Genomic DNA, 24,885 nt, shown 5'->3' with positions numbered 1-24,885 from the left:
GCCTACTTGGCCAGGCCGGTGTTCCAGAAGAACGGCCAGATGGCAGGCGTGTAGCCCTCGAGCTTGGCCGAGCGCGCCGACAGCCCGTTGAACTTGCCGACTTCGATGAACGGCACTTCGTCATACACCGTCTGCTGCACCGTGCCCCACAAGGCGCCGCGCTTGGCACCGTCGGTTTCCTGGTTGAAGGCCTTGAGGCTGGACTTCTTGGCCGCCGAATCCCACCAGCCCGGCGCGTCGTCGCCGAGTTGCGGCGGCGACAGCATCGGTTCCGGGAACAGGCCCGAATGCGTGAAGTACACATCCCACAGCTTCGGGTCGTTGCGCCGCTGCACCAGCGTGGCCCAGTCGACCACCTGCAGGTCGGTCTTGAAGCCGGCCTTCTTGAGCTGCTCGGACATCACCAGCGCCATGTTGTAGTGGAACTCGTACTGGCGGCTGGCCATGATGCGGATCGGCTGGCCGTTGTAGCCGGCCTTGGCCGCGGCCTCCTTGGCGGCCTGCGGATTGCGCGTGTTGTAGACGTTGCTGCCGGCCGCCGCGTAGTACGGCGTGCCCTTGGGGAAGAAGTTCGGCTCGACCACGAAGAAGCGGTTGTCGCCGAACCCGGCCGCCATCAGCTCCCCCTGCCCGACCGCGGTCTGCACGGCGCGGCGCAGCGGCTGCGAGGTCAGCACGCCCTCCTTGGTGTTGAACACGATGTAGGGGAAGCCGAAGTTCTTGGTGACGATCGGCACCACCGCCGGCGCGCCCTTCTCGATCCGGCCGATGGCCTCGACCGGCAGCAGGTCGGCGTACTGGAACTGGCCCGACAGCGAGCCTTCGACGCGGGTGTTGGCGTTCGGCACCGGCACGAAGCGAAGTTCCTCGAGCACGGCTTCGCGGCGACCGGCATAGCCGCTCGGTGCTTCCTTGCGCGCGCTGTAGCCGTCGAAGCGGGTCAGCACCGTGAACTGGTCGGGCCGGCGTTCCTTGAACTTGTAGGGGCCGGTGCCGACGAAGTCCTTGAGCTGCGGCGCGATGCTCTCCTTGGCCATGATGGCGGCCATGCCGCTCGGCAGCGCGAGCTGGGCCAAGAGCGGCGCATACGGGTTCTTGAGCTTCAGCTCGACGCCGAGCGGGCCCTTGGCGCTCAGCGATTCGACCTCCTTGGCGACCGACTTGCCGCGCGGCGACAGTTCCATCCAGCGCTGCAGCGAGGCCACCACGTCGTCGGCGTTGAGCTCGCGCCCGTTGTGCAGCTTGACGCCCTTGCGGATCGTGAAGCTGTAGTTCAGGCCGTCCTTCGAGACCACCGGCAGGCCCTCGGCCAGCATCGGCGCCACGTTCCAGTTGGCGTCGAAGGTGTAGAGCGGCTCGTAGACGTGCTGCATGATGGTGCCGACCAGGTCGGCGGTGCTGACCATCGGGTCCAGGCCCTGCGGCTCGCCGACCATGGCGAGGTTGGCGGCCCCGCCCTTGGGCAGTTCGGCGGCCCCGACGCCGAGCGCGACGCAGGCGGCGAGCGCGCCCGCGAGATGGCGCCATGGCGATCCACGCGTTGGCTTCAACCGGAGAAAACCAGATGTGGCTACAGTGTTGGCGGAAGATTGCATCGCGGCTCCGTGAGTAATAACATTACATCGGCGATCGTATTTCTCCGTGAATTGCGCGTCAAACAGGGGTTTACCCGTATCTTTTCTGTAATTTCATTACACATCTCACCGCTATGTCCAAAGTTGAAATGCTCGGCCAGTCGCCGATCGCCTCCGATCGCCAGGCCCGTCCGCTGTCGCCCGCCACCCGCGCCGGCGACTTCGTCTTCGTCTCCGGCCAGGTGCCCACCGACGACCAGGGCCAGGTCATCACCGGCGGCATCGAGGCCCAGACGCGCCAGGTCTTTAAGCGCATCGAGCAGGCCCTGGCGCTGGCCGATTGCACGCTGGCCGACGTCGCCAAGGTCAGCGTCTGGCTCGACGACGCCCGCGACTTCGGCAGCTTCAACCGGGTCTACATGGAATGCCTGGGCGAACACCGACCCGCGCGTTCGACCGTCGAGGCGCGGCTGATGATCGACGCCAAGGTCGAGATCGACGTCACGGCCTACAAGCCGCGCGGCTGAACCGGAGCCCGCGCCGATGACTTCCCATCCCCTGGTGGCCGTCGACTGGGGCACCAGCTCGCTGCGCGGCGCGCTGCTCGATGCCGACGGCCGCGTGCGCGAGGAGCAAAGCCATCCGCGCGGCATCCTGAGCGTCAAGCCCGGCGGCTTCACCGAGGTCTTCGAGACCCTGTTCGGCGGCTGGATGCGCCCGCAGGGCACCCGCTGCCTGATCTCGGGCATGGCCGGCAGCAAGCAGGGCTGGGTCGAGGCACCCTACTGCCCCTGCCCCGCGGGCCTGTCCGAGGTGCGCGCCAAGGTGCTCGAGATCGAGCCCGGGCGGATCTCGATCGTGCCGGGCCTCAGCGACAGCCACGACGGCGTGCCCGACGTGATGCGCGGCGAGGAGGTCCAGATCTTCGGCGCCATGGCCCTGACGGGGTTGCGCGACGGCCTGTTCGTGCTGCCCGGCACGCACAACAAATGGGCCCGCGTCAAGAACGGCATGGTGACGGGCTTTCGCACCTTCATGACCGGCGAGCTGTATGCGCTGCTGAGCCAGCATTCGATCCTGGCGCGCACGCTCGACACCTCGGCGCCGCTCGACGAGGCCGCCTTTCTGCAAGGCGTGACCCAGTCCGACAATGGCCAGGGGCTGCTGCACAACGCCTTCGGCGCGCGCACCCTGGCGCTGTTCGACCGCATGCCGACGCGCGAGCTCGCGAGCTACCTGTCGGGCATCCTGATCGGCGAAGAGCTGCGCACCCAGTCGGTCCATGCCGCGGTCGACGTGGTGCTGATCGGCAGCCCCGCGCTCACCCAGCGCTATCTGCTGGCGCTGCAGGCCTCGGGCACCCAGGCCCGCACGCTCGGCGCCGAGGCCACCTGGGCCGGCCTGCACGCCCTCCACACCACCAGCCACCGAAAGCCATGACCATTCCGCTCGCCAAATTCTCCGCCGCCATGCAGGCCCTGCCGCTGGTGGCGATCCTGCGCGGGCTCACGCCGGCCGAAGCGCCCGCGGTGGGCGACGCGATCGTCGACGCCGGCTTCCGCCTGCTCGAGGTGCCGCTCAATTCGCCGCAGCCGCTCGAGAGCATCGCCCTCTTGCGCCAGCGCTTCCCGCAGGCGCTGGTCGGCGCCGGGACGGTGCTCGACCCGCAGCAGGTGCGCGCGGTGCAGGGCGCGGGCGGCGAACTGATCGTGGCGCCGAACTTCAACGCCGAGGTGATCGCCGAGGCCGTGCGCCTGGGCCTGGTGAGCCTGCCCGGCGTGATGACCCCGACCGAGGCCTTCGGCGCCCTGGCCGCGGGCGCCACCGGGCTCAAGCTGTTCCCGGCCGAACTGGCCTCGCCGGCGGTGGTCAAGGCCCTGCTCGCCGTGCTACCCAGGGACACGCCGCTGATGCCGGTCGGCGGCATCACACCCGACAACATGGACGCCTGGCGCGCCGCGGGCTCGGCCGGCTTCGGCATCGGTTCGGCGCTCTACAAGCCGGGCAAGAGTGCCGCCGCGGTGCACGAGGATGCCCTGCGCTTCGTCGCCGCGTTCAACCGCACGCAGCGCGCCTGACATTCTCCAACGCCACGCCGCCATGACCGCAGACTCCGACTACGCCAGCCCCGCCGTGCGCACCCTGCGCCAGGACCTCGCGCTGGCCTTGCGCGCCGCCGCGCACCACGGCCTGTCCGAAGGCGTGTGCAACCATTTCAGCGTCATGCTGCCAGGCGCCGGCGACCGCTACCTGATCAACCCGCGCGGCCTGCACTGGAGCGAGATCGGCGCCGACGACATCGTGCTGATCGACGTCCACGGCGAGGTGCTCGCCGGCCGGCACCGGGTCGAGCCGACCGCCCTCTTCATCCACGGCGCGGTGCATCGGCTCACGGGCCATGCGGTGGTGCTGCATTGCCACATGCCGTATGCGACCGCTCTGACGCTGACCGTCGATCGCGCGCTCGATCCGACCCTGAGCCAGAACGCGATGCGCTTCATGGACCGGATCGCGGTCGATGCCGACTACAACGGCCTGGCGCTCGACGACCGCGAGGGCGAGCGGATCGCCCGCGCGATGGCCGGCAAGGACGTGGCCTTCCTCGCCAACCACGGCGTGGTGGTGGCGGGCGCGCGCATCGCCCATGCCTACGACGACCTGTACTACCTCGAACGCGCCTGCCTGCACCAGGTGATCGCGCAGTCCACCGGCCGGCCGCTGGTGCCGGTCGATCCGGTGCTGGCGGCGCAGGTCGCGGCCCAGATCCAGGGCGAGCGCGAGCAGTCCGACCTGTTCTTCGAGGCCCTTCGGCGCCTGCTGCCGACGCCGCGCCCCGCGCAGGGCGGTCGTTAAGAGGTCTGGATCCGGCGCATCAACCCGCGGGTGGTGCGCGGCCAGCCGACCCGGCCGAACCAGGCGCCGCCCGCGATGGCCGAGGCGATGACCACGCCATAGACCACCAGCGCGGCGCCCTGCACCGCGAAGACATGCACCAGGTCGCCGCCCCAGCGCAGCGCCAGCCAGCCACCGAGGCCGGCGACCAGCAGCCGCGCCAGGTTGCCGAGCACCGGCCACAGCAGCCGGCCCGCTCCCTGCGACGCGAAGTACAGCACCAGCCCGACGCCGAAGAAGCCATAGAACGGGCCGACCGCGCGCAGGTACTGGGCGCCGGCCTCGAGCATCGCGGGGTCGTTTCCGAACAGCAGCAGCCAGGGGCGCGGGAACAGGGCCGCCGCGAGCCCGATGGCGCCCGAGAGCACGAAGGCGATCGCCGCGCCGGCCCAGGTGGCGCGCAGGGCCCGCTCGCGCTGGCCGGCGCCGATGCAGGTGCCGACCATCGCCACCAGCGGGGCGCCGAGGCCGAACACCAGCGGCACCAGCAGGTACTCGAGCCGCGAGGCCGTGCCGTAGCCGGCGATCGCGCCGGGTCCGAAATGGCCGGTCAGCGCGGTCGCAATGCCGATCGACAGGTTGGTCGCCACGGTCGACACGGCCGCGACCAGGCCGACGCGCAGGATGTCGCGAAACAGCGGCCAGCGCAGTCGCATGCCGGCCCATGAAGGCCGCAGCAGGCTGCGCCCGGAGCGCAGGTAGGCCCACAGCGCCAGCGTGCCGCCCAGGTAGTACAGCAGCAGCGCCACCGCCCCGCCGGCGATGCCCAGCCCGGGCACCGGGCCCCAGCCGAAGACCAGCAGCGGCGACAGCGGCACGAGCAGCACCACGCCGGCCACCGTCACGTTGGCCGGCACCGCCATGTTGCCGGTGCCGCGCACCACCGCCGCCAGCGAGTTGAACAGCCACACCAGCACCGCGCCCGCGAAGGCCACGTGCGAATAGACCAGGGCCGCCTCGAGCGAGGCGCCGGTGCCGCCCATCAGCGTGAACAGCCAACGGCCGCCGAACAGCATCGCGATCATGAACAGCAGCCCGAAGCCGACCGCGATCGCGATCGCATGCAGCACCAGCGCATCGGCATCCTCGCGCCGCCGGGCGCCGAGCGCGCGCGCGATCGCCGAGGCGATGCCGCCGCCCATCGCGCCGGCCGAAGTCATCTGCATCAGCATCACGATCGGGAACACCAGCGCCATGCCGGCCAGCGCGTCCGTGCCGAGCTTGCCGACGAAGAAGGTCTCGATCAACCCGACCGAAGCCTGCGCAACCATCACCACCACGTTGGGCGCGGCCAGCTTCAGCAGCGTCGGCACGATTGGCGCCTCGAGCAGGCGCCGGGTGCGCGGATCGAGCGCCGTCATGCCGCCGCCGTCTTCGCCACCCCCACCGGCCGCGCTTCGCGGATCGGCAGGTTGACCAGCGCCGCGCCGGCCGCCAGCGCGATGTCGATGTACCACACGATGTCGTAGCTGCCGGTGGCCTGGAACACGTAGCCGCCGAGGAAGGCGCCGAGGAAGCCGCCGACCTGGTGCGCCAGCATCACGATGCCGAACAGCATCGCCATGTTGGCCGGGCCGAACATCTTGGCGACCAGGCCCGCGGTCGGCGGCACGGTCGACAGGAAGGTGACGCCCATCACGGCCGCGAAGACCAGCATCACGGCCGGCGTCTTGGGCGCCAGCAGGAACGCCAGCACCGCCAGGCCGCGCACCGCATAGAGCAGCGCCAGCAGCGACTTCATGCGCCAGCGGCCGACGGCCCAGCCCATCGCCAGGCTGCCGACGATGTTGAACAGGCCGATCATGCCGAGCGCCCAGCCGCCGATCTCGGGCGGCAGGCCGCAGGCCGCGACCACGCCCGGCAGGTGGGTGGCCAGGAAGGCGACGTGGAAGCCGCAGACCATGAAGCCCAGGCTCAGGTAGCGGTAGCTCGGCGTCGACAGCGCCTGGCCGATGGCCTGGCGCGCGGTCAGGGGCTTGCTGCCGCTGGCGGCCGCCGATTGCGCCGCCAGTAGCTGTGAATTGCCCTTGAGCACCCACACCGCGGGCAGCGCCAGCAGGATCAGGATCGCCAGCCACTGCATCGCGCTGGCCCAGCCGACGGTCGCCATCAGGCCGATCGCGATCGGCGCCATCGCGAACTGGCCGAAGGAGCCGCCCGCGTTCACCACGCCGGTCGCGAGGCCGCGCTTGTGGGCCGGCACCAGGCGCGTGGTTGCGGCCATCAGCACCGAGGGACCGGCCATGCCCGCGCCGCCCGCGGCCAGCACGCCGATCGCGAAGATCAGCCCGCCGGTGGTGGTCATCAGCGGCGTGAGGAAGGTGCCGACCGCCACCAGCAGCACGCCGATGAAGATCACGCGGCCGGTGCCGATGCGGTCGGCCACCGCGCCGGCGAAAGGCTGGGTGAGGCCCCACCAGAGCTGGCCGAAGGCGAAGGCGAGGCTGATGCTGCCGATGCCCAGGCCGGTGGCGGTGTTCAGCGACGACAGGAAGAGCCCCATCGTCTGGCGCACCCCCATGGTCAGGGCGAAGGTGCCGGCCGCGGCCAGCAGCACCAGCCAGACGGCGTAGCGCGCGACGGGCGCCGGGCCTGCGGTGGTCTGGTCATTCATCGCGATCTCCCTCGGTCGTTTCGTCCAGGCCGCTCAGCAGCGCGATGCTTTCGTCGACCAGGGCATGCAGCGCCAGCACCCGGTCGATGCCGAGCAGCGCGTTGAGCTTTTCCTGCGCGGTGCGCCAGTGGCGCTGCGCCTCGGCGCGCTTGCGGCGGCCGTCCTCGGTGATCTCGACCAGCCGGCTGCGCGCATCGGGCCCCTCGCCCTGCGTGAGCCAGCCGGCCGCCACCATCGGCTTCAGGTTGCGGGTCAGCGTCGAGGCGTCGACCCCCATCGCCTTGGCCAGGTCGCCCGGCCGGATCGGACCGAGGTGCATCACGTGCGACAGCAGCGAGTACTGCGAGGTCTTCAGGCCGCTGTGGGCGACCTCGGCGTCGTAGTGGCGCGAGACCTGGCGCGCCAGGTGCCGGAGCCGGAAATTGGTGCAACCCTGGGGTTTGGCGATGGCAGTCATGCGGATGATTGTAGCTACAATCATTGCATATGCAACTGTAAAAGGAGATTTTGAATGACAACGACCGATCGACTGGCAGCCTGGATCACCGAGGAAGACGCGATTTCCGAACGCCTGAACGCGGGGCCTGGCCCCGGCGTGGCGCGTCCGGAGCAGATCGCCGGCAAGACCGGGCTCGAGATGATGGAGGCCATGCTGCGGGCCGAGATCCCCTACGCCGCGATCGCCAAGACACTGTCCTTCCAGCTGATCGAGGTCGGGCCGGGGCGCGCGGTGTTCCAGGGCCGGCCGCTGGCCGAGCACCTGAACCCGCTCGGCACCATCCACGGCGGCTGGTTCGCCACCCTGCTCGACTCGGCGCTGGGCTGCGCGGTCCACACCATGATGCCGGCCGGCCGCGGCTACACCACCGCCGAACTCGGCGTGAACCTGGTCAAGGCGCTGTCGCCCAAGGTGCAGCGCGTGCGCGCCGAGGGCAAGGTGCTGCATTGCGGCCGCCAACTGGCCACCGCCGAAGCCCGCCTGGTCGGCGCCGACGGCACGCTCTACGCCCACGCCACCACCACCTGCCTGGTGTTCGAGATGCCGAACCGCTGAACCGGCTCCCGGCCGGAGGGCGCCATTCCGGGCTCGAATGAATTGTTGCAAGGCACGGTGGCCGTCGCTACGATCCATTCCGCGTCTCCCTGCCATTGAGCGGTACGGCCCGAGCTGCCGTGGAATACGAAAGGAAGCCACGATGAAGCCCCGATGCCTTCACTGGCCGGCGGCCTGCGCCACCGTGGCGATCGCCTGGGGCAGCGCCAGCCTCCCCGCGCTCGCCCAGTCGGAGGCGATTCCCTCGTTCCGGGAAGTCGATTCCATGGAGGCCCGCGTCCAGGGCTGCGTGACCTGCCACGGCCAGAGCGGCCAGGGCACCAACAACGGCTACTTCCCCCGCATCGCCGGCAAGCCCGCGGGCTATCTGTACAACCAGCTGGTGGCGTTTCGCGACGGCACGCGGCACTACGCGCCGATGAACTACCTCGTCGCCTACCTGCCGGACGCCTACCTGAAGGAGATCGCCCAGCACTTCGCGAGCCAGCGCCCGCCGTTCGGGCCCGCTGAAGCGATGAAGGCGGACATGGAAACCATGCGCAGGGGCGGCGCGCTGGTGGCGGCCGGCGATGCCGGCAAGGGCATTCCCGCCTGCGTCGCCTGCCACGGCGTCGGACTGACCGGGATGGAGCCGGGGATTCCCGGCCTGGTCGGCCTGCGGCCGACCTATGTCGTGGCCCAGCTCACGCGCTGGCGCGTCGGCGAGCGCCACGCGGCCGAACCCGACTGCATGAAGCGGGTGGCCACGCGCCTCAGCGACGCGGACATGAATGCCGTCGCGGCCTGGCTGTCACAGCAGGCGGCGCCCAGGGACCCGTCGCCGGAACCGGCCAATGTGGTTCGCATGCCCCTGGCATGCGGCAGCCAGAAGTGACGCTCATGAAACTGGCCTTCAAGATCCTCCTCGCGTTCGCGGTGCTGGCGGTGGCGGGCGCCGCGGTCTTGTGGTGGCTGCGGCCCGCCGCGTTGCCCGATCAGGGTCGGGCCAGCACGGCCCCGAAGGATGCGACCACCGAAGTCATCACCCGCGGCGAATACCTGGCGCGAGCCGGCGACTGCGTGGCCTGCCACACGGAGGCCACCGGCAAGCCGTTCGCGGGCGGACGGGCGATGCCGACGCCCTTCGGCGCCCTCTTCGTGCCCAACATCACGCCGGACGACGAGACCGGCATCGGCCGCTGGACCCCCGACGACTTCTACCGGATGATGCACACGGGCGTCTCCAAGGACGGCACGCTGCTGTATCCGGCCATGCCGTTCGCCTCGTACACCAAGGTCACGCGCGCGGACAGCGACGCCATCTTTGCCTACCTGATGTCCGTCACGCCGGTGCGCCAGCAGAACCGGCCGCATGAACTCAAGTTCCCCTTCAACAAGCGGGAACTCCTGATCGGATGGCGAACGCTCTACTTCAAGGAAGGCGAGTTCGTCCCGGACCCGAAGCAGAACGCCGAATGGAACCGTGGCGCCTACCTCGTCCAGGGGCTCGGCCATTGCGCGATGTGCCACACGGCCATCAATGCGCTGGGCGGGTCGAGCGAATCGAAGGCCTTCGAAGGGGGCATGATCCCGAACCAGAACTGGTATGCGCCATCGCTCACCTCCAACCGCGAAGCGGGCCTCGGCAACTGGGAGATCCAGGAAATCGCCGATCTGCTGCAGGTCGGCGTCTCGCACCGCGGCACCACCTACGGCCCGATGGCGGAGGTGGTCTACAACAGCCTGCAGTACCTCAGCGACGAGGACGTCAAGGCGATGGCGGTCTACCTCAAGGCCCTGCCCCAGCGCGACTCCGAGCCGCCGCCGACCAGCCAGGCCCGGCTCGTGAGCCCCAGCGTGATGGAGACGGGCCGCAAGATCTACGGCACGCAGTGCGCGATGTGCCATGGCGAAGAGGGCAAGGGGCATCCGCCGTCGTTCCCGCCGCTGGCGGGCAACCAGTCCATCACGATGGCCTCGCCGGTCAACTCGATCCGCATGGTGCTCAACGGCGGCTACGCGCCCGGGACCCGCAAGAACCCGCGCCCGCACGGCATGCCGCCCTTCAGCCACATCCTCGACGATGACCAGGCGGCCGCCGTCGTGACCTACATCCGCGTGGCATGGGACAACAGCGGCACGCCGGTCGACGCATCCCAGATCAGCGAACTGCGCAAGTTGCTGCCCGAATGAGGAAGCCCGCCATGTCCCCCATCGATGAGCAAGAGGAAGACCGCCGCGTCGACGACATCGTGCGCCGAGGGCCCACGGGGGCGTTCGCGGTGGCGGGCATCGCGACGGCCATCGTCGTGGCGATCTACTTCATCTTCTATTTCGCGGTCTACCTGCCGCGCGGTGCCGTCCAATGAGTGCGACCCTGCCCTCGCACGAGTCGGAAGCGATCGCGGCCGCGGCCGAGCGGCGCTGGACCTGGATCGTCGGCGCCATCATCGCGGTGCTGATCCTGATGATGGTCGTCACCGGCCTGCACTGGGCGACCATGCCGCCATCGCGCGTGGAGACGGTGGACGTGAAGACGCTCCACCTGCGCGGCGAGTTCATCGAGAGCAACCTCGGCACGGCCATCGAGGCCGACGGCCGGGTGGTCGTGCGGCTCATCGCCCAGCAGTATTCGTTCGAGCCGCAATGCATCGTGGTGCCGGCCGATGCGCCCGTGACCTTCCGCGCCACGGCGACGGACGCCATCCACGGATTCATCATCGGCCGCACCAACGCCAACACGATGGTCGTGCCGGGCTTCGTGGCGACCTTCACGACATCGTTTCGCCGCACCGGCGAACAGTTGATGCCCTGTCACGAATACTGCGGCACCGGGCACGAGGCCATGTGGGCCCGCGTGCAGGTGCTGCCGCAGGACGAATTCATGGCCAAGGCCCGGCCGGGTGAAAGGCTCAGCTGTGTTCCACGCTAGAAGACTCGTCCTGGCCCACTTCTGGGTGGCCTTCGTCGCCTTCCTGGGCGCGCTGGTTCTGGGCGCGTGGCAGATGTACGTCCGCAGCCCGCTGTCGACCTGGATCAACAACCCCGAGCACTACTACCGCTCGGTCACCGGCCACGGCACGGTCATGGCCTACGTGCTGCCGACGCTGGTCGCGATGGGCTTCGGCTACGCCATCTCCGAGCTGGCGCTGAAGAAGCCGCTGATCGGCCTGCGCTGGGCCTGGGCGGGCTTCTGGCTCGTCGTGGTCGGCACGGCGGTGGCGGCCGTGACGATGGCGCTGGGCAAGGCGTCGGTGCTCTACACCTTCTACCCCCCGATGCTCGCGAGCCCGTTCTACTACCTGGGCGTGGTGCTGGTGGTCGTGGGCTCGTGGATCTGGGTCGCGCTCATGGCCATCAACCTGCGCGCCTGGAAGAAGCAGAACCCGGGCGAGCCCGTTCCGCTGGCGATGTTCGGCAACGTCGCCGGTGCGTACCTGTGGGCGTGGACCTCGCTCGGCGCTGCGATCGAGGTCCTGGTGCTGATCCTGCCGGCTTCGCTGGGACTCACCGACACGATCAACGCCGGCCTCGCACGCGTCTTCTTCTCGTGGACGCTGCATGCCATCGTGTACTTCTGGCTGATGCCCTCTTACATCGCGTTCTACACCATCGTGCCGCGCGCCATCGGCGGCAGGCTATACAGCGACACCATGGGTCGGGTGGCCTTCGTGCTCTTCCTCGTGTTCTCGATGCCGATCGGCATCCACCACCTCTTCGCCGACCCGCAGGTGGGCGCGGGCTTCAAGTTCGTGCATGCGGTGATGACCGCGATGGTGTCGGTGCCGACATTGCTGACGGTGTTCACCATCGTGGCCTCGGTCGAGATCGCCGGCAGGCTGCGCGGCGGCAAGGGGATGTTCGGCTGGCTCAGGACGCTGCCGTGGGACAACCCGATGATGCTGGCGGTGACCTTCTCCTTCATCATGCTCGGCTTCGGCGGCGCCGGCGGCCTCATCAACATGAGCTACCAGCTCAACGAGACCATCCACAACACGCAGTGGGTGACGGGCCATTTCCACCTGATCTTCGCCGGCGCGATCGTGCTGATGTACTTCATGGTCGCCTACGAGCTGTGGCCGCAGCTCACGGGCTGCGCGCCGCTGTCGGCCGCGCTCATCAAGTGGCAGATCTGGCTGTGGTTCGTCGGCATGATGGTGCTGTCGATGCCATGGCACCTGGTCGGCCTGCTCGGGATGCCGCGGCGCATGGCCTACTACGACTACACGCATCCCGAGATCCAGCCGCAGGCCTGGACCGTCACCGTGTCGGCGATCGGCGGCTTCATCCTGCTCGCGTCCGGCATCCTGCTGGTCTACACGCTGGCCACTGCGCGAAAGAAGGAAGGCACGGTGGTGGCGCCCTTCACCTTCAGCCGCGCGGCGCATCCGACTGCGCACACGCCGGTCGCACTGAACGGCTTCGGGCTCTGGGTCGCGATGATGATCGGCCTCACGATCGTCAACTACGGCTACCCGATCGTGCAGCTGGCTTCGCTGAAGGAAGCCTCCGTGCCGGTGATACCGATCGGGAGCCGGTGATGAAGGTGAACGGCATGCCCGGCTGGCGCAACCCCTGGGTCCGCAAGAGCGTCATCTGGCTCATCGTCCTCACCGTGGGCGCCTTCGCGGCGGGCTTCGTGCTGCTGCCTTCGGTGCACGGCGACTTCAGCGCCAAGGGGATGTGGGCGAGCATCTGCCGGGCGGCCGGGGTGCCGGCCGACTGGTCCTTCGGCTCGGCGCCCCGGCAGGCCGCGACCGCCACCGATGTCGTGCTGGATCGATCGATGGGCAAGGAGGGCTCGCAGCAGGCGGTCGGCCGCGGCGCGACGCTGGCGCTCAACTGCACCATGTGCCACGGCGCCCAGGGCATGAGCAGCTCCGATGCGCCCAACCTCTCCGGCCAATACCCGGAAGTGATCATCAAGCAGCTGATGGACTACCGCAGCGGCAAGCGCGGCAGCCCCATCATGGTGGCGCTGTCCAGGAACCTGTCGGACACGGACATCGCCGACCTGGCGGCCTACTACGCCTATCTGCCGAAGGCACGAACCGCGCCGACGACCTATGACGAGGCGCTGCCCGCACTGGTGCGGGTCGGCGCACCGCTGCGCAACATCGCGCCCTGCGTCTCCTGCCATGGCGGCATCGACCAGAAGTTCGGCGCGCCGTGGCTCGAGGGCATGCCCAAGGGCTATCTCGTGCTGCAGCTCAAGGCCTTCCGGTCGGGTGAGCGCGGCAACGATTCCGAGGCGCAGATGCGCAACGTGGCCCGCACGATGACGGACGCGGAGATCGAGGACGTCTCGGCGTTCTATGCACGCAAGGCCGGTCCCCGGACCGAATGACCGGCCGACCCTGGCGGGTCCCGCGCCGGCGTCGCGGAGAACACTTCGAATTCGTGGGTGAATCGGCCGGGCGTCCGAAAGTCGACAGTGATAATTATTCGCATTGGCGCGCGCAAACCCTGCGCCCGCGCCCTTCGTCACCGTCCCCTGGAGAAGCCCCATGACCGCACGCCCTCGCGCGCCTGCCCGCGCGGCCCTCGCGCTCGGCGCGACAGCCCTCACCCTGCTGGCCAGCGCCGTGCCGGCGCATGCGGCCGGCGAGGTCACGCTCTACACCACGCGCGAGCCCGGCCTGGTCCAGCCGCTGCTGGCGGCCTTCAGTGCCCAGAACGACATCAAGGTCAACACCGTCTTCGTGAAGGACGGCCTGCTCGAACGGGTCAAGGCCGAAGGCGCGCGCTCGCCGGCCGACGTGCTGATGACGGTGGACATCGGCAACCTGGTCGACCTGGTCGATGGCGGCGTCACGCAGCCGGTGCGATCGGCCGCGCTCGAGACCGCGATTCCGCCGAACCTGCGGGGCAGCGACGGCCAGTGGTTCGCGCTGTCGCTGCGGGCCCGGGTGCTGTATGCCGACAAGAGCCTGCCGCTGGCCGCCTTCCGCTACGAGGACCTCGCCAACCCGAAGTACAAGGGCAAGGTCTGCATCCGCTCGGGCCAGCATCCGTACAACGTGGCGCTGGTGTCGGCCATGATCGCCCACGACGGCGAAGCCAAGGCCGAGCAGTGGCTGCGCGGCGTCAAGGCCAACCTGGGCCGCAAGGCCACCGGCGGCGACCGCGACGTGGCGCGCGACATCCTCGGCGGCATCTGCGATGTCGGCCTGGCCAACTCCTACTACGTCGGCCAGCTCAAGGGCGCCAAGGAAGGCACGGACGCCCGCAAATGGGGCGATGCGATCAAGGTGGTCAAGCCCACCTTCGCCCAGGGCGGCGGCACGCACGTCAACATCAGCGGCGCCGCGGTCGCGAAGAACGCGCCCCAGCGCGCCAATGCGGTCAAGCTGATCGAGTTCCTGGTGTCGCCGCCGGCGCAGGTGCTCTACGCCGAAGCCAACTACGAATTCCCGGTCCGCCAGGGCGTCGCGCTCGATCCGATCATCGCCAGCAGCATCGGCGAGCTCAAGGTCGATCCGCTGCCGGTCGCCGAGATCGCCAAATACCGCAAGCAGGCCAGCGCGCTGGTCGACAAGGTCGCGTTCGACCAGTGACGCGGTTGCGGCCGGTCGGCCCGGTCTGGCGGACCGCTTCGATGGCGATCGCACTCGGCGTGCTGGCGCCGGTGCTGAGCCTGCTGTGGCTGGCCTTCGGCTCGGGGCTCGGCCACTGGGCCGGGCTGGTGCGCGACGTGCTGCCGCAGGCGGCGCTCGACACCGCCGTGCTGCTGGCCGGCGTCGGCCTGCTGGTGCTGGTGATCGGCACCGGCTGCGCCTGGCTGGTGAGCAGCTGCGACTTCCCTGGCCGCGGCGTGCTGCACTGGGCCCTGCTGCTGCCGCTGGCGATGCCGACCTACATCGTGGCCTTCGCCTACCTCGACCTGCTGCATCCGCTCGGTCCGGTGCAGGGCGCGCTGCGGTGGCTGCTCGGCTTCGACAGCCCGCGCCAGTTTCGCCTGCCCGACCTGCGTTCGATGCCGGGCGCCATCCTCGTGCTCGGCTTCGTGCTCTACCCCTATGTCTACATGACCGCGCGCGCCATGTTCATGACCCAGCCGGCCCACCTGATGGAGGCGGCGCGCTCGCTCGGCGAGAGCCGCGCCGGCGCCTTCTTCCGGGTCGCGCTGCCGCTGGCCCGACCGGCGCTCGCCGTCGGCCTGAGCCTCGCGCTGCTGGAGACCCTCAACGACATCGGCGCCTCCGAATTCCTCGGCATCCGCACGCTCACGGTCGCGGTCTACACCACCTGGATCACGCGCTCCGACCTGGCCGGCGCGGCCCAGATCGCGTCGGCGATGCTGCTGCTCGTGGTCGCGCTGGTGCTGCTGGAGCGCCACGGCCGGCGCCACCAGCGCTTCGGCTCGGCCCAGCGCATGCGCGCCATCCAGCCGCGGCGCCTGCACGGTGCAGCGGCCTGGCTGGCCAGCGCCGCCGCGGCCCTGCCGGTGCTGCTCGGCTTCGCGGCGCCGGCGCTCCACCTGGTCTGGGAAGCGGTGAAGCGGCTGCGCCAGGGCAGCGGAATTTCGCGCGGGCTGATCGACAGCCTGGTCAACACGCTCGGCGTCGCGGCCGGCGTCACCGCGGTGGCGGTGGCCGCCGGACTGGTGGTCGCCTGGGCGGTCCGGGCCCAAGGCTCGGCGCACAACGGCGCCCGCTGGCAGGGCCGGGCCGCCACCCTGGGCTACGCGGTGCCGGGCACCGTGCTGGCGATCGGCCTGCTGACCCCGGCGCTGGCCGCCGACGCCGCGCTGGCCGGGCTGATCGGCCACCCGGGCCTGCCGCTGATGGGCGCCGGCGTGGTGCTGGTGGTGGCCTGCGCGATCCGCTTCCTGGCGATGCCGGTGGGCGGCATCGAGGCCGGCCTCGCGCGCATCCCGCCGGCGCTCGAGCAGGCCGCCCGCCTGCTCGGCGAAAACACCGGCGGCACTTTGCGCCGCGTCCACCTGCCGCTGCTGCGGCCGGCGATCGCGGCCAGCGCGCTGCTGGTGTTCGTCGACGCCATGAAGGAGCTGCCCGCCACCCTGCTGCTGCGGCCGGCCAACTTCGACACGCTCGCCACCTGGCTTTACGCGGAGGCGGCGCGCGGCACCTACGAGGAAGGCGCGATCGCCGCGCTGGCGATCGTGGTCGCCGGGCTGCTGCCGGTGGTGCTGCTGGCGCGCCATGGATTGTCGGAGCCCATCGCATGAGCGCAACGTTGTCCATCGACGGTCTGCACCTCGGCTACGACGGCGCAGCCGGGCTGCACACGGTGGTCGAGGACTTCTCGCTGGCGCTCGACGCCGGCGACATCGGCTGCCTGCTCGGCCCTTCGGGCTGCGGCAAGTCCACGGTGCTGCGGGCGATCGCCGGCTTCGAGCCGGTGCGCGCCGGCCGTATCCGGCTGGGCGGCGTCACCTTGTCCTCGCCCGAGGTCCAGCTGCCGCCCGAGCGGCGCCGCGTCGGCATGATGTTCCAGGAGTACGCACTGTTTCCGCACCTGGACGCGGCGCACAACGTGGCCTTCGGGCTGCGCCGCCTGCCCCGCGCCAAGCAGCAGCGGCGCGTGGCAGCGATGCTGGCGCTGGTCGGCCTGCCGGACGCCGGCCAGCGCCATCCCCACCAGCTCTCGGGCGGCCAGCAGCAACGCATCGCGCTGGCCCGTGCGCTGGCGCCCGAGCCCGCGCTGCTGCTGCTCGACGAGCCGTTCTCGAACCTCGACGGCGCCACCCGCGAGCGGCTGACCACCGAGGTGCGCGAGATCCTCAAGGCCGCCGGCCAGACCGCGGTGCTGGTGACCCACAACGAAGCCGAGGCGCGCGCCATGGCCGATCGCATCGGCGTGATGCACGAGGGGCGGCTGAGCGCCTGGGACACCCCCGCGCAAGACTAGCGACAGGCAGTGGCGCGACAATGTCGCAGCAACAACCAGACGACCACGATATGCGACTCCTCCACACCATGCTGCGCGTCGGCAACCTGCAGCGCTCGATCGACTTCTACACCCAGGTGCTGGGCATGCAGCTGCTGCGCACGTCGGAGAACCCCGAGTACAAGTACAGCTTGGCCTTCGTCGGCTACGAGGGCAACCCGGCCCAGGCCGAGATCGAGCTGACCTACAACTGGGGCACCGACAGCTACGAGATGGGCACCGCCTACGGCCACATCGCGCTCGGCGTGCCCGATGCCTACGCGGCCTGCGAGAAGATCAAGGCGGCCGGCGGCAACGTCACGCGCGAGGCCGGGCCGGTGAAGGGCGGCTCGACGGTGATCGCGTTCGTGACGGATCCGGATGGGTACAAGATCGAGCTGATCCAGCGGGCGGAAGGCGCGGCCGGGGGCGGCTTGCGCTGAGGCTCAACAACCCAGCAAATCCGCCAACGCCCCGATGTCCCGCGCATGCAGCGTGTTGTCGGGCTGCGGCGAGACATCCTTGGGCCGTCCGGGGCCGAACTCCTGGGGCCGCTCGATGTAGCCGGTGCGCAGTCCGCAGGCCCGCGCTGCGGCCAGGTCGTCGTGATGTGCTGCCGCCAGCATCACCTGCCCCGGCGTGACGTCGAACACCGCCGCCACGCCCAGGTAGGTGCGCGGGTCGGGCTTGTAGGCCTTGAACACCTCGGCCGACAGCACGCAGTCCCAGGGCAGCCCGGCGCGCTTGGCCATTTCGGTCAGCAGGCCGATGTTGCCGTTGGAGAGCGTGCAGATCGTGTACCTGCGCTTGAGCCGGGCCAGCCCCTCGACCGCATCGGGCCAAGCCGGCAGCCGGTGCCAGGCCCGGTTGAGTTCGCGCTTGGTGTCGGCGTCGAGGTCGGCCAGGCCGAAGTCCTGCAGCACGCGGCCGAGGATGCCCATGTGCAGTTCGTCGAGCAAGGTGAAGCCGCCCTCGCCGGCCGCCAGGCGCTCCATCACGCCCTTCATCGCCGGCTGGTAGCCGGCGCGCCAGGCCAGCGCGAAGGCGCCGCCGTCGACACCGGGCAGCAGGCGCCCGGCCTCCGCCGCAATGCCGGAATACCAGTCGACCACGGTGCCGAAGACATCGAAGGCGATGACCTTCAGTTCGCTGCCGTCCACGACCTCCCCCATCGCCCCACCTTCAACGCGCCAACTGGCAGGCCTCGCGCGCCAGCGCCTCGATGCGGCCCCAGTCGCCGGCGGCGATGGCGTCGGTCGGCACGATCCACGACCCACCCACGCAGGCCACGTTGGCGAGCGCGAGGAACTCGTGCGCGTTGCCCGCATGGACGCCGCCGGTGGGGCAGAACTTGACGTCGCCGAACGGGCCTTGCCAGGCCTTCAGCATCGCCAGGCCGCCGGCCTGCACGGCCGGGAAGAACTTGAGCTCGGTCAGGCCGTCTTCCTGGGCCATCATGATCTCGCTGCCGGTCGCGACGCCGGGCAAGAGCGGCAGGCCGAGGTCGTGGCAGGCCTTGCCGACCGCCCGCGTGTAGCCCGGGCTGACGCCGAAGCGCGCGCCGGCCAGCGCCGAGGCCTGCGCATCGGCCGCGCTGCGGATGGTGCCGGCGCCGGCCACGGCCTCGGGCACCTCCTTGGAGATCAGCTCGATGCATTCGAGCGCCTCGCGCGTGCGCAAGGTCACTTCGAGCATCCGGATGCCGCCGGCCACCAGCGCACGCGCCAGCGGCACGGCGTCCTTGACGTCGTGCAGCACGATGACCGGAATCACCGGGGCGTCGCGCATCACGTCGAGCGCGGAAATCTTGTCGTTCACAGCCATGAGCAGGCTCCTTCTTCAGCAGTCAATGCATTGCGCCGCATGCCGGCGAACAGGTCGCGGCCCAGGCCGCGGCCGTTGGCGGCGCGTGCCTGGTCGGGCATCTTCAGAATTTCTCGCGCCGCCCACTCGTCCTCGGGCAGCAGCACCGTGAGCGTGCCCGCCACGCCGTCGAGCCGAATCAGGTCGCCGTCGCGCACCTTGGCCAGCGGCCCGCCGGCCGCGGCCTCGGGCGAGACATGGATGGCCGCTGGCACCTTGCCCGAGGCGCCGCTCATGCGGCCGTCGGTCACCAGCGCCACCCGAAAGCCCTTGCCCTGCAGCACCGACAGCGGCGGCGTGAGCTTGTGCAGCTCGGGCATGCCGTTGGCCTGCGGGCCCTGCCAGCGCACCACGCACACCACGTCGCGTTCGAGCTCGCCGGCCGTGAAGGCCTGCTGCAGCGCGGCCTGGGAATCGAAGACCCGGGCCGGCGCCTCGATCACGTGGCGGTCGCCGGGCACCGACGAGATCTTGATCACGCTGCGCCCCAGGTTGCCCTGCAGCAGCTTGAGCCCGCCGGTGGCGCTGAACGGCGCCGAGACCGGGCGGGCAATGGTGTCGTCCTTCGACGGCGCGGCCGACTTCCAGCTGAGCGGCCGCTCGTCCGAAGCAGAGCCGGCCAGCACCGGGATGCCGGCGAACTCGCGGATGCCGCCGGCGCGCACGCTGAGCACGTCGGCATGCATCAGGCCGGCGTCGAGCAGTTCACCGATCACGAAGCCGGGGCCGCCCGCTTCCTGGAAGCCGTTGACGTCGGCGCTGCCGTTGGGATAGACCCGCGTGAGCAGCGGCACCACCTCCGACAGCTCGGCGAAGTCGTTCCAGTCGATCAGGATGCCGGCGGCACGCGCCACCGCTACCCAGTGGATCAGGTGGTTGGTCGAGCCGCCGGTGGCCAGCAACGCCGCCATCGCGTTGACGATCACGCGCTCGTCCACCAGCTCGCCGATCGGCGGCACCGCGAAGGCCGTGTCCGAGGCCCGGCCCAGCACCGTGCGCACCGCTTCGCGCGTGAGCGCCTCGCGCATCGTGTCGCCGGGCTGGATGAAGGCCGAGCCCGGCACATGCAGGCCCATGGCCTCGAGCAGCATCTGGTTGCTGTTGGCGGTGCCGTAGAAGGTGCAGGTGCCTTGCGCGTGGTAGGCCTGCATCTCGGCGTCGAGCAGGCCCTGGCGGCCCACCAGCCCCTGCGCCGCCTGCTCCCGCACCTTGGACTTGGCCGTGTTCGACAGGCCCGAAGGCATCGGCCCGGCCGGCACGAAGACCGTCGGCAGGTGGCCGAAATGCAGGGCGCCGATCAAGAGGCCCGGCACGATCTTGTCGCACACGCCGAGCAGCAGCGCGGCATCGAACATGTCGTGCGTGAGCGCCACCGCGGTGCCCATGGCGATCACGTCGCGGCTGAACAGGCTCAGCTCCATGCCGGGCGTGCCCTGGGTGACGCCGTCGCACATGGCCGGCACGCCGCCCGCCACCTGCGCCGTGGCTCCGAGGCGGCGGGCCTCGTGCTTGACGATGTCGGGATAGCCCTGGTACGGCGCATGGGCCGAGAGCATGTCGTTGTAGGCCGTGACGATGCCGATGTTGGGCGCCCGCTCGCTCACCACCCTGAACTTGTCGTTGGCCGGGATGCCGGCGACGGCATGCGCCACGTTGGCGCAGCCCATCCGGTCGGAGCCCCGGTCGCGGCCGCGGGTGTCGGCCAGGTCCTGAAGATAGGCGCTGCGCAGGCTGAGACTGCGCGCCCGAATGCGCTCGGTGACAGCGCGGACGGTGGGATGGGTGTTCATGGGCTGTGTCGCTCTGCCGGTGAGCCAGCGTGGGGCGGCTCGGAAGTGCATGGTAACAAGCCCCCATGAAAAAGCCCGGACAGGCCGGGCTTTTTCTGAGGGGCGCGCTGCGGCTTCAGTCCAGCAGCTTGACTTCGACCCGGCGCGCCTCGGCATTGTTGCCGCTGCCGGCCGTCACCCCCGGCTTCTGCAGGTCGACCTTGTCGGCCGGCACGCCCAGGCCGGTCAGCACATCGCGCACCGTCTCGGCGCGCTTCTTCGCCAGGGCCTCGTTGATGGCGGCGTCGCCGGTGGTGTCGTGGAAGCCCGAAATCACGGCCTTGTGGCCGCCTTCCACCCCCTTGATGACGACCGCCAGGGCCTCCGCCGCGCCCGGCGCCAGGTCGGCGCTGGCGGTGGCGAAATAGAAATTCACGACGCCGCCGACGACGCGGATGCTGGCGCCGTCGGGAATCACGACCGTCACCGTCTCGGTGACCACCGCGATCGTGGTGGCCGGTGCGGCCGCAGCCACCGGAGCCGCCGCCGGACCTGCCGCGTGGCCGCGGGTGTAGAGCACGATCGCGATCACGAAGAAGATCACCAGGGCGATCAGGCCCAGCACGAAGGCGAGGATGAAATTCTGCTGGCTCTCGTCGTCGCTGTTGGCGGACATGGGCGGATCTCCGTAGTTGAGGGGTCGGTAAATAATGGTGCGGTGAACCATGACCGCCAAATTGTAGGCGTCGCCCCCCGGCCCCCCGGCGGCGACCCCGGGCCACCCGGCCTGGACCCCCTGCCCACGCCCCTGCGCGACCCCAAGCCGATGCTCGATCGCGTGATCGACGAATGGGGCGGACACGAGGACCTGTGGCTGTTCGGCTACGGCTCCCTGATCTGGCGGCCCGACTTCGGCTTCGTCGAAAGGCATCCGGCCCGGGTCCATGGCTGGCACCGCGCACTCAAGATGTGGAGCCGGATCAACCGCGGCACGGTCGAGACCCCGGGGCTGGTGTTCGGGCTGCTCTCCGGCGGCAGCTGCCGCGGCATGGTGTTCAGGGTGCCGGCCGCCGAAGGGCTGGAGACCCTCGGCCGGCTTTGGCTGCGCGAGATGCCCACCGGGGTCTACGACCCGCGCTGGCTCGACTGCGCCACGCCGCATTCGCGGGTCCGGGCGCTGGCCTTCACGCTGTCGCGGCGCAGCCCCAACTTCACCGGCGAACTCAGTGACGAGCGCTATGCCCACATCTTCGCCAACGCGGTGGGCCGCTACGGCAGCTCGCTCGACTATGCCGAGCAGACCCTGCTCGAATTGCGGCGCCATGCGATCCACGATGCCGCGCTGGCACGCCTGGTCAAGCTGGCGCAAGCGCGGCTGTCGGCCCCGGCCGACAGCGCCGAGCCGGCGCCTCCGGTATACCCTCTGGGCTCAGCACCCACCGACAAATTCAAGGAGTAGTCCGACCATGCGCCCTCGCCTCATCGCCCCTGCCATCGCCGTGGCCGCGGCCAGCCTGCTCGCCGCCTGCGGCACGCTCGGGCCCAAAGCCGGCGCGACCGCCGAACTGGCGCCGACCGGCGCGATCACGCCGAACCCGACCCTGGGCAAGGTGAGCTTCACCGCGCTCGAGCACGGCGTGCGCGTGAAGGGCGAAGTGCGCGGCTTCGCACCGGGCACCGAGCATGGCTTCCACATCCACGAAAAGGGCGACTGCGGCGACAACGGCAATGCCTCGGGCGGCCACTTCAATCCGGCCGGCGGGACCCACGGCAAGTTCGCCGCCCCGGGAAGCCACGCAGGCGAACTGCCCAGCCTGGTGGCCGACGCCAACGGGGTGGCGCGCTTCAGCGTCGACGTCCACACCATTTCGATGACCGAGGGCGCGGTCAACAACATCATCGGGCGCGCGCTGGTGGTGCACCGCGACCGTGACGACTTCACGACCCAGCCGGCGGGCAATTCGGGCCCGCGCATCGCCTGCGGGGTGATCGCGCGAAGCTAGAGCGGACGCTGGCCCAGCAGCGCCTCGGCCCGCGCCAGCTCGTCCGGCGTATCGATGTCGGTCACCGCGCCGATGTCGTCGACCTCGATGTCGGCCACCTGCCGCGCCTCCCGGAGCGCGCGCAGCACCGGGGCGGCGCCCTGGTTCCCCGACAGTCGCGAAAGCGCAAGGAAGGCGCTCGGGGCGAAGCCCACCGGATGCCCGCGCTGCCCGCGGTAGTGCGGCTGCGCCGCCTGCACCGACCCGCCCAGCGCGGTCGCCACGGCCTGCAGGGTGGCGGGCTGCACCAGCGGCAGGTCGGCCGGCAGGATCAGCCAGCCCGCAGCCCCGGCGGTGGCCCGCACGGCGGCGGCGATCGAGTCGCCCATGCCCGGATGGCCGGCATCCTCGAGATGCCAGGGCAGCCCGCTGGCGCGCACCGCGGCCAGCGTGTGGTCGAGCACCGTGGCGCCGGCCAGCGCCGCCTGCAGCTTGTGGCCGCTGCCGCCGGCGGCACGGAAGCGCTCGCCGCGGCCCGAGGCGAGCACGATGACGGTCGGCAGGAACGGTTGGGCGGCGGGATTCATGCGCCGAAGTATCCACGCTTCGCTTGCGCAACAATGGCGCCATGCCTTCTCCCAATGAATCCCTGGCCGCCCTGCGCAAGAGCTACGAGCGCGCCGAGCTCGACGAAATCCGCAGCGCCGCCGATCCGCTCGACCAGTTCGAGCGCTGGCTGGCCGAGGCCATCGACGCCCAGGTGCCCGAACCCAACGCGATGACCTTGGCCACGGTGGGCGGCGACCTGCGCCCCTCGACACGGATCGTGCTGGTCAAGGGCTACGACGCCCGCGGCATCGTCTGGTACACCAACTACCACAGCCGCAAGGGCCAGGAGCTGGCCGGCAACCCCTACGCGGCGCTGCAGTTCCATTGGGTCGAGCTCGAGCGCGTGGTGCGCATCGAGGGCCGGGTCGCCAGGGTCGACGAGGCCGAGAGCGACGCCTACTTCGCCAGCCGCCCGCTCGACTCCCGCATCGGCGCCTGGGCCAGCCCGCAGAGCGAGGTCATCAGCGGCCGCGACGTGCTGGTGAAGAACGCCGCGCTGCAGGCCGCAAAGCACCTGCTGTCGCCGCCACGGCCGCCGCACTGGGGCGGCTTCCGGCTGGTGCCCGATCGCTGGGAGTTCTGGCAGGGCCGCAAGAGCCGCCTGCACGACCGGCTGCGCTATCGCGCCGAAGGCGGCGCCTGGGTGCGCGAACGGCTGGCGCCCTGAGCCGGCCTCAAAGGCGCCCGGCGAGCGCCATCACGACCGACAGGGAAACCAGCGCCATCACGGTCGAGACCACGACGCTGGCGGTGATCAGCGCCTCCGAGGTCCGGTAGCGCTGAGCGAACAGGAACACGTTGGCGCCGATCGGCAGCGACGCCGCGACCACCATCACCGTCAGCGGCAGGCCGCGCAGGCCGAAGGCGAGGCCGAACGCCGCGACCAGCGCCGGGTGCACCAGGTTCTTGATCGCGGCATGCAGCAGCGCGGCGCGCCAGTGCTGGCCGACCGGCGTCAAGGCCAGCGTGATGCCGACCAGCATCAGCGCCACCGGGCTGAAGGCCTGGCCGAGCAAGGCGATCGGCTTGTCGATCGCGGCCGGGATCTCGAGCCCGGTCTGGGCGAACAGCAAGCCCAGCAGGATCGGTGCCTGCACCGGATGGATGACCGCGTTGCGCAGGGCGCGCAACACGGTGCGCGCCATCGGGCGCCGCCCTGCCCCGCCCGGCGCGATGCGTTGCGCATCATCCTGCGCCAGCGCGAGTTCGAGGAACACGGTGGCGCTGGTCAGCAGCACCAGCGAATGCAGCGAGATCAATGTCAGCAGCACCACCATGCCCGGCGGACCGTAGGCCAGGCCGACCAGCGCGATGCCGATCATCACGGTGTTGCTGTAGGTGTTGGCCAGCGCCAGCACGACACCGGTGCGATGGAAGCCGCGCCAGACCAGCGTGGCCGCGAAGATCAGGCCGGCGGCGACGAAATAGGCCGCCACCGGCTTCAGGCTCAGCTGCTCGATCCGCACCGTGCTCATCGAACGGAACAGCAGGGGCGGTGCCAGCAGCAGGAACACCAGGTTCGACAGGTCCTTGACCGAGTCGCCCCGGATCCAGCGCATCCTCCCTGCCAGCCAGCCGACCGCGATGAGGACGACCACGGGCAGCAGCGAGGAAACGACGAGACCATTCATGAGCCTTTCGAGAATAGCCGACCCGG

28 protein-coding genes are annotated in these 24,885 nt (G+C 70.3%); 18 read left to right on the top strand and 10 right to left on the bottom strand.

The features are described from left to right. Positions 1 to 2 precede the first annotated feature (2 nt). The gene (locus QTI33_RS01135; RefSeq protein ID WP_286503857.1) at positions 3 to 1,550 is read right to left on the bottom strand and encodes an ABC transporter substrate-binding protein; all 1,548 of its coding nucleotides are present in this window, start codon (positions 1,548 to 1,550) and stop codon (positions 3 to 5) included. A 158-nt stretch (positions 1,551 to 1,708) separates the two neighbouring features. Between QTI33_RS01135 and QTI33_RS01130 the strand changes: the two genes are divergently transcribed. The 4 genes from QTI33_RS01130 to QTI33_RS01115 are packed head-to-tail and all read left to right on the top strand — an operon-like array spanning position 1,709 to position 4,427. Next, positions 1,709 to 2,101 (top strand): RidA family protein, encoded by a 393-nt coding sequence (locus QTI33_RS01130; protein ID WP_286503856.1) that lies wholly within the window; start codon positions 1,709 to 1,711, stop codon positions 2,099 to 2,101. Between the two features lie 16 nt (positions 2,102 to 2,117). Beyond that, positions 2,118 to 3,014: a 2-dehydro-3-deoxygalactonokinase gene (locus QTI33_RS01125; protein ID WP_286503855.1), complete on the top strand. Its 897-nt coding sequence runs from the start codon at positions 2,118 to 2,120 to the stop codon at positions 3,012 to 3,014. Further along, a complete protein-coding gene (locus QTI33_RS01120) occupies positions 3,011 to 3,652 on the top strand; it encodes a 2-dehydro-3-deoxy-6-phosphogalactonate aldolase (protein ID WP_286503854.1) in 642 nt (213 codons plus the stop codon). Before QTI33_RS01125 ends, QTI33_RS01120 begins: the two co-directional genes overlap by 4 nt. A 22-nt stretch (positions 3,653 to 3,674) precedes the next feature. Further along, positions 3,675 to 4,427 carry an aldolase gene (locus QTI33_RS01115; RefSeq protein WP_286503853.1) on the top strand — a complete coding sequence of 251 codons (753 nt, stop codon included), beginning with the start codon at positions 3,675 to 3,677 and terminating at the stop codon, positions 4,425 to 4,427. On the opposite strand, the gene QTI33_RS01110 is transcribed toward QTI33_RS01115, so the two are convergent. Genes QTI33_RS01110 through QTI33_RS01100 form a run of 3 tightly spaced genes read right to left on the bottom strand, consistent with a single transcriptional unit; the run spans position 4,424 to position 7,537 of the window. Then, the gene (locus tag QTI33_RS01110; protein WP_286503852.1) at positions 4,424 to 5,827 is read right to left on the bottom strand and encodes an MATE family efflux transporter; all 1,404 of its coding nucleotides are present in this window, start codon (positions 5,825 to 5,827) and stop codon (positions 4,424 to 4,426) included. The two genes, QTI33_RS01115 and QTI33_RS01110, sit on opposite strands and share 4 nt — an antisense overlap. Further along, positions 5,824 to 7,080, bottom strand: a complete 1,257-nt coding sequence (locus tag QTI33_RS01105) for an MFS transporter (protein WP_286503851.1) — start codon at positions 7,078 to 7,080, stop codon at positions 5,824 to 5,826. Before QTI33_RS01105 ends, QTI33_RS01110 begins: the two co-directional genes overlap by 4 nt. Beyond that, positions 7,073 to 7,537 carry a MarR family winged helix-turn-helix transcriptional regulator gene (locus QTI33_RS01100; RefSeq protein ID WP_286503850.1) on the bottom strand — a complete coding sequence of 155 codons (465 nt, stop codon included), beginning with the start codon at positions 7,535 to 7,537 and terminating at the stop codon, positions 7,073 to 7,075. The genes QTI33_RS01105 and QTI33_RS01100 overlap by 8 nt, the downstream gene beginning before the upstream one ends. A gap of 54 nt (positions 7,538 to 7,591) precedes the next feature. Here QTI33_RS01100 and QTI33_RS01095 point away from each other — a divergent pair, with 54 nt between their 5' ends. The 11 genes from QTI33_RS01095 (at position 7,592) to gloA (ending at position 17,448) form a co-directional block, all read left to right on the top strand. Continuing rightward, positions 7,592 to 8,134: a PaaI family thioesterase gene (locus QTI33_RS01095; protein ID WP_286503848.1), complete on the top strand. Its 543-nt coding sequence runs from the start codon at positions 7,592 to 7,594 to the stop codon at positions 8,132 to 8,134. Between the two features lie 142 nt (positions 8,135 to 8,276). Then, positions 8,277 to 9,008, top strand: coding sequence for a c-type cytochrome (locus tag QTI33_RS01090; RefSeq protein WP_286503847.1), 732 nt, complete (start codon positions 8,277 to 8,279; stop codon positions 9,006 to 9,008). Between the two features lie 5 nt (positions 9,009 to 9,013). Next, positions 9,014 to 10,306 (top strand): c-type cytochrome, encoded by a 1,293-nt coding sequence (locus QTI33_RS01085; protein ID WP_286503845.1) that lies wholly within the window; start codon positions 9,014 to 9,016, stop codon positions 10,304 to 10,306. A gap of 11 nt (positions 10,307 to 10,317) precedes the next feature. Continuing rightward, positions 10,318 to 10,482, top strand: a complete 165-nt coding sequence (locus QTI33_RS01080; protein ID WP_286503844.1) for a hypothetical protein — start codon at positions 10,318 to 10,320, stop codon at positions 10,480 to 10,482. Continuing rightward, positions 10,479 to 11,045: a cupredoxin domain-containing protein gene (locus QTI33_RS01075; protein WP_286503843.1), complete on the top strand. Its 567-nt coding sequence runs from the start codon at positions 10,479 to 10,481 to the stop codon at positions 11,043 to 11,045. The genes QTI33_RS01080 and QTI33_RS01075 overlap by 4 nt, the downstream gene beginning before the upstream one ends. Next, on the top strand, positions 11,032 to 12,654 hold the full coding sequence (locus tag QTI33_RS01070) for a cbb3-type cytochrome c oxidase subunit I (RefSeq protein WP_286504525.1): 1,623 nt from the start codon (positions 11,032 to 11,034) through the stop codon (positions 12,652 to 12,654). Before QTI33_RS01075 ends, QTI33_RS01070 begins: the two co-directional genes overlap by 14 nt. Then, positions 12,654 to 13,460, top strand: coding sequence for a c-type cytochrome (locus tag QTI33_RS01065; RefSeq protein ID WP_286503842.1), 807 nt, complete (start codon positions 12,654 to 12,656; stop codon positions 13,458 to 13,460). The genes QTI33_RS01070 and QTI33_RS01065 overlap by 1 nt, the downstream gene beginning before the upstream one ends. 160 nt (positions 13,461 to 13,620) lie before the next feature. Next, positions 13,621 to 14,670: an extracellular solute-binding protein gene (locus tag QTI33_RS01060; protein WP_286503841.1), complete on the top strand. Its 1,050-nt coding sequence runs from the start codon at positions 13,621 to 13,623 to the stop codon at positions 14,668 to 14,670. Between the two features lie 41 nt (positions 14,671 to 14,711). After that, a complete protein-coding gene (locus QTI33_RS01055; protein WP_286503840.1) occupies positions 14,712 to 16,304 on the top strand; it encodes an ABC transporter permease in 1,593 nt (530 codons plus the stop codon). Continuing rightward, positions 16,301 to 16,987, top strand: a complete 687-nt coding sequence (locus QTI33_RS01050; RefSeq protein ID WP_286503839.1) for an ABC transporter ATP-binding protein — start codon at positions 16,301 to 16,303, stop codon at positions 16,985 to 16,987. The genes QTI33_RS01055 and QTI33_RS01050 overlap by 4 nt, the downstream gene beginning before the upstream one ends. 50 nt (positions 16,988 to 17,037) lie before the next feature. Then, positions 17,038 to 17,448 carry a lactoylglutathione lyase gene (gloA, locus tag QTI33_RS01045; RefSeq protein WP_286503838.1) on the top strand — a complete coding sequence of 137 codons (411 nt, stop codon included), beginning with the start codon at positions 17,038 to 17,040 and terminating at the stop codon, positions 17,446 to 17,448. 3 nt (positions 17,449 to 17,451) lie between these two features. Here gloA and QTI33_RS01040 read toward each other — a convergent pair whose 3' ends face one another. The 4 genes from QTI33_RS01040 to QTI33_RS01025 form a co-directional block, all read right to left on the bottom strand. After that, on the bottom strand, positions 17,452 to 18,177 hold the full coding sequence (locus QTI33_RS01040) for a haloacid dehalogenase type II (RefSeq protein WP_286503837.1): 726 nt from the start codon (positions 18,175 to 18,177) through the stop codon (positions 17,452 to 17,454). 10 nt (positions 18,178 to 18,187) lie between these two features. Further along, positions 18,188 to 18,829, bottom strand: a complete 642-nt coding sequence (gene eda / locus QTI33_RS01035; protein WP_286503836.1) for a bifunctional 4-hydroxy-2-oxoglutarate aldolase/2-dehydro-3-deoxy-phosphogluconate aldolase — start codon at positions 18,827 to 18,829, stop codon at positions 18,188 to 18,190. Then, positions 18,820 to 20,658 (bottom strand): phosphogluconate dehydratase, encoded by a 1,839-nt coding sequence (gene edd / locus QTI33_RS01030; protein ID WP_286503835.1) that lies wholly within the window; start codon positions 20,656 to 20,658, stop codon positions 18,820 to 18,822. Before edd ends, eda begins: the two co-directional genes overlap by 10 nt. A 115-nt stretch (positions 20,659 to 20,773) precedes the next feature. After that, positions 20,774 to 21,313 (bottom strand): OmpA family protein, encoded by a 540-nt coding sequence (locus tag QTI33_RS01025; protein WP_286503834.1) that lies wholly within the window; start codon positions 21,311 to 21,313, stop codon positions 20,774 to 20,776. Between the two features lie 150 nt (positions 21,314 to 21,463). On the opposite strand from QTI33_RS01025, the gene QTI33_RS01020 reads away from it, so the two are divergent. Further along, the gene (locus QTI33_RS01020) at positions 21,464 to 22,096 is read left to right on the top strand and encodes a gamma-glutamylcyclotransferase (protein WP_444814804.1); all 633 of its coding nucleotides are present in this window, start codon (positions 21,464 to 21,466) and stop codon (positions 22,094 to 22,096) included. Between the two features lie 7 nt (positions 22,097 to 22,103). Next, on the top strand, positions 22,104 to 22,640 hold the full coding sequence (locus QTI33_RS01015; RefSeq protein ID WP_286503833.1) for a superoxide dismutase family protein: 537 nt from the start codon (positions 22,104 to 22,106) through the stop codon (positions 22,638 to 22,640). On the opposite strand, the gene QTI33_RS01010 is transcribed toward QTI33_RS01015, so the two are convergent. Further along, complete coding sequence (locus tag QTI33_RS01010; RefSeq protein ID WP_286503832.1) at positions 22,637 to 23,206, bottom strand: nucleotidyltransferase family protein; 570 nt, start codon at positions 23,204 to 23,206, stop codon at positions 22,637 to 22,639. The two genes, QTI33_RS01015 and QTI33_RS01010, sit on opposite strands and share 4 nt — an antisense overlap. Positions 23,207 to 23,247: 41 nt before the next feature. Between QTI33_RS01010 and pdxH the strand changes: the two genes are divergently transcribed. Next, the gene (gene pdxH, locus QTI33_RS01005; protein ID WP_286503831.1) at positions 23,248 to 23,895 is read left to right on the top strand and encodes a pyridoxamine 5'-phosphate oxidase; all 648 of its coding nucleotides are present in this window, start codon (positions 23,248 to 23,250) and stop codon (positions 23,893 to 23,895) included. 7 nt (positions 23,896 to 23,902) lie between these two features. On the opposite strand, the gene QTI33_RS01000 is transcribed toward pdxH, so the two are convergent. After that, a complete protein-coding gene (locus QTI33_RS01000) occupies positions 23,903 to 24,859 on the bottom strand; it encodes an AEC family transporter (RefSeq protein ID WP_286503830.1) in 957 nt (318 codons plus the stop codon). Positions 24,860 to 24,885 lie beyond the last annotated feature (26 nt).

Origin of the sequence: Variovorax davisae, assembly GCF_030316845.1 — a bacterium.
Taxonomy (GTDB): Bacteria; Pseudomonadota; Gammaproteobacteria; order Burkholderiales; family Burkholderiaceae_C; genus Variovorax; species Variovorax davisae.
Note: the sequence above shows the minus strand (reverse complement) of the source record. Positions and strands in the feature narration are given on the sequence as shown.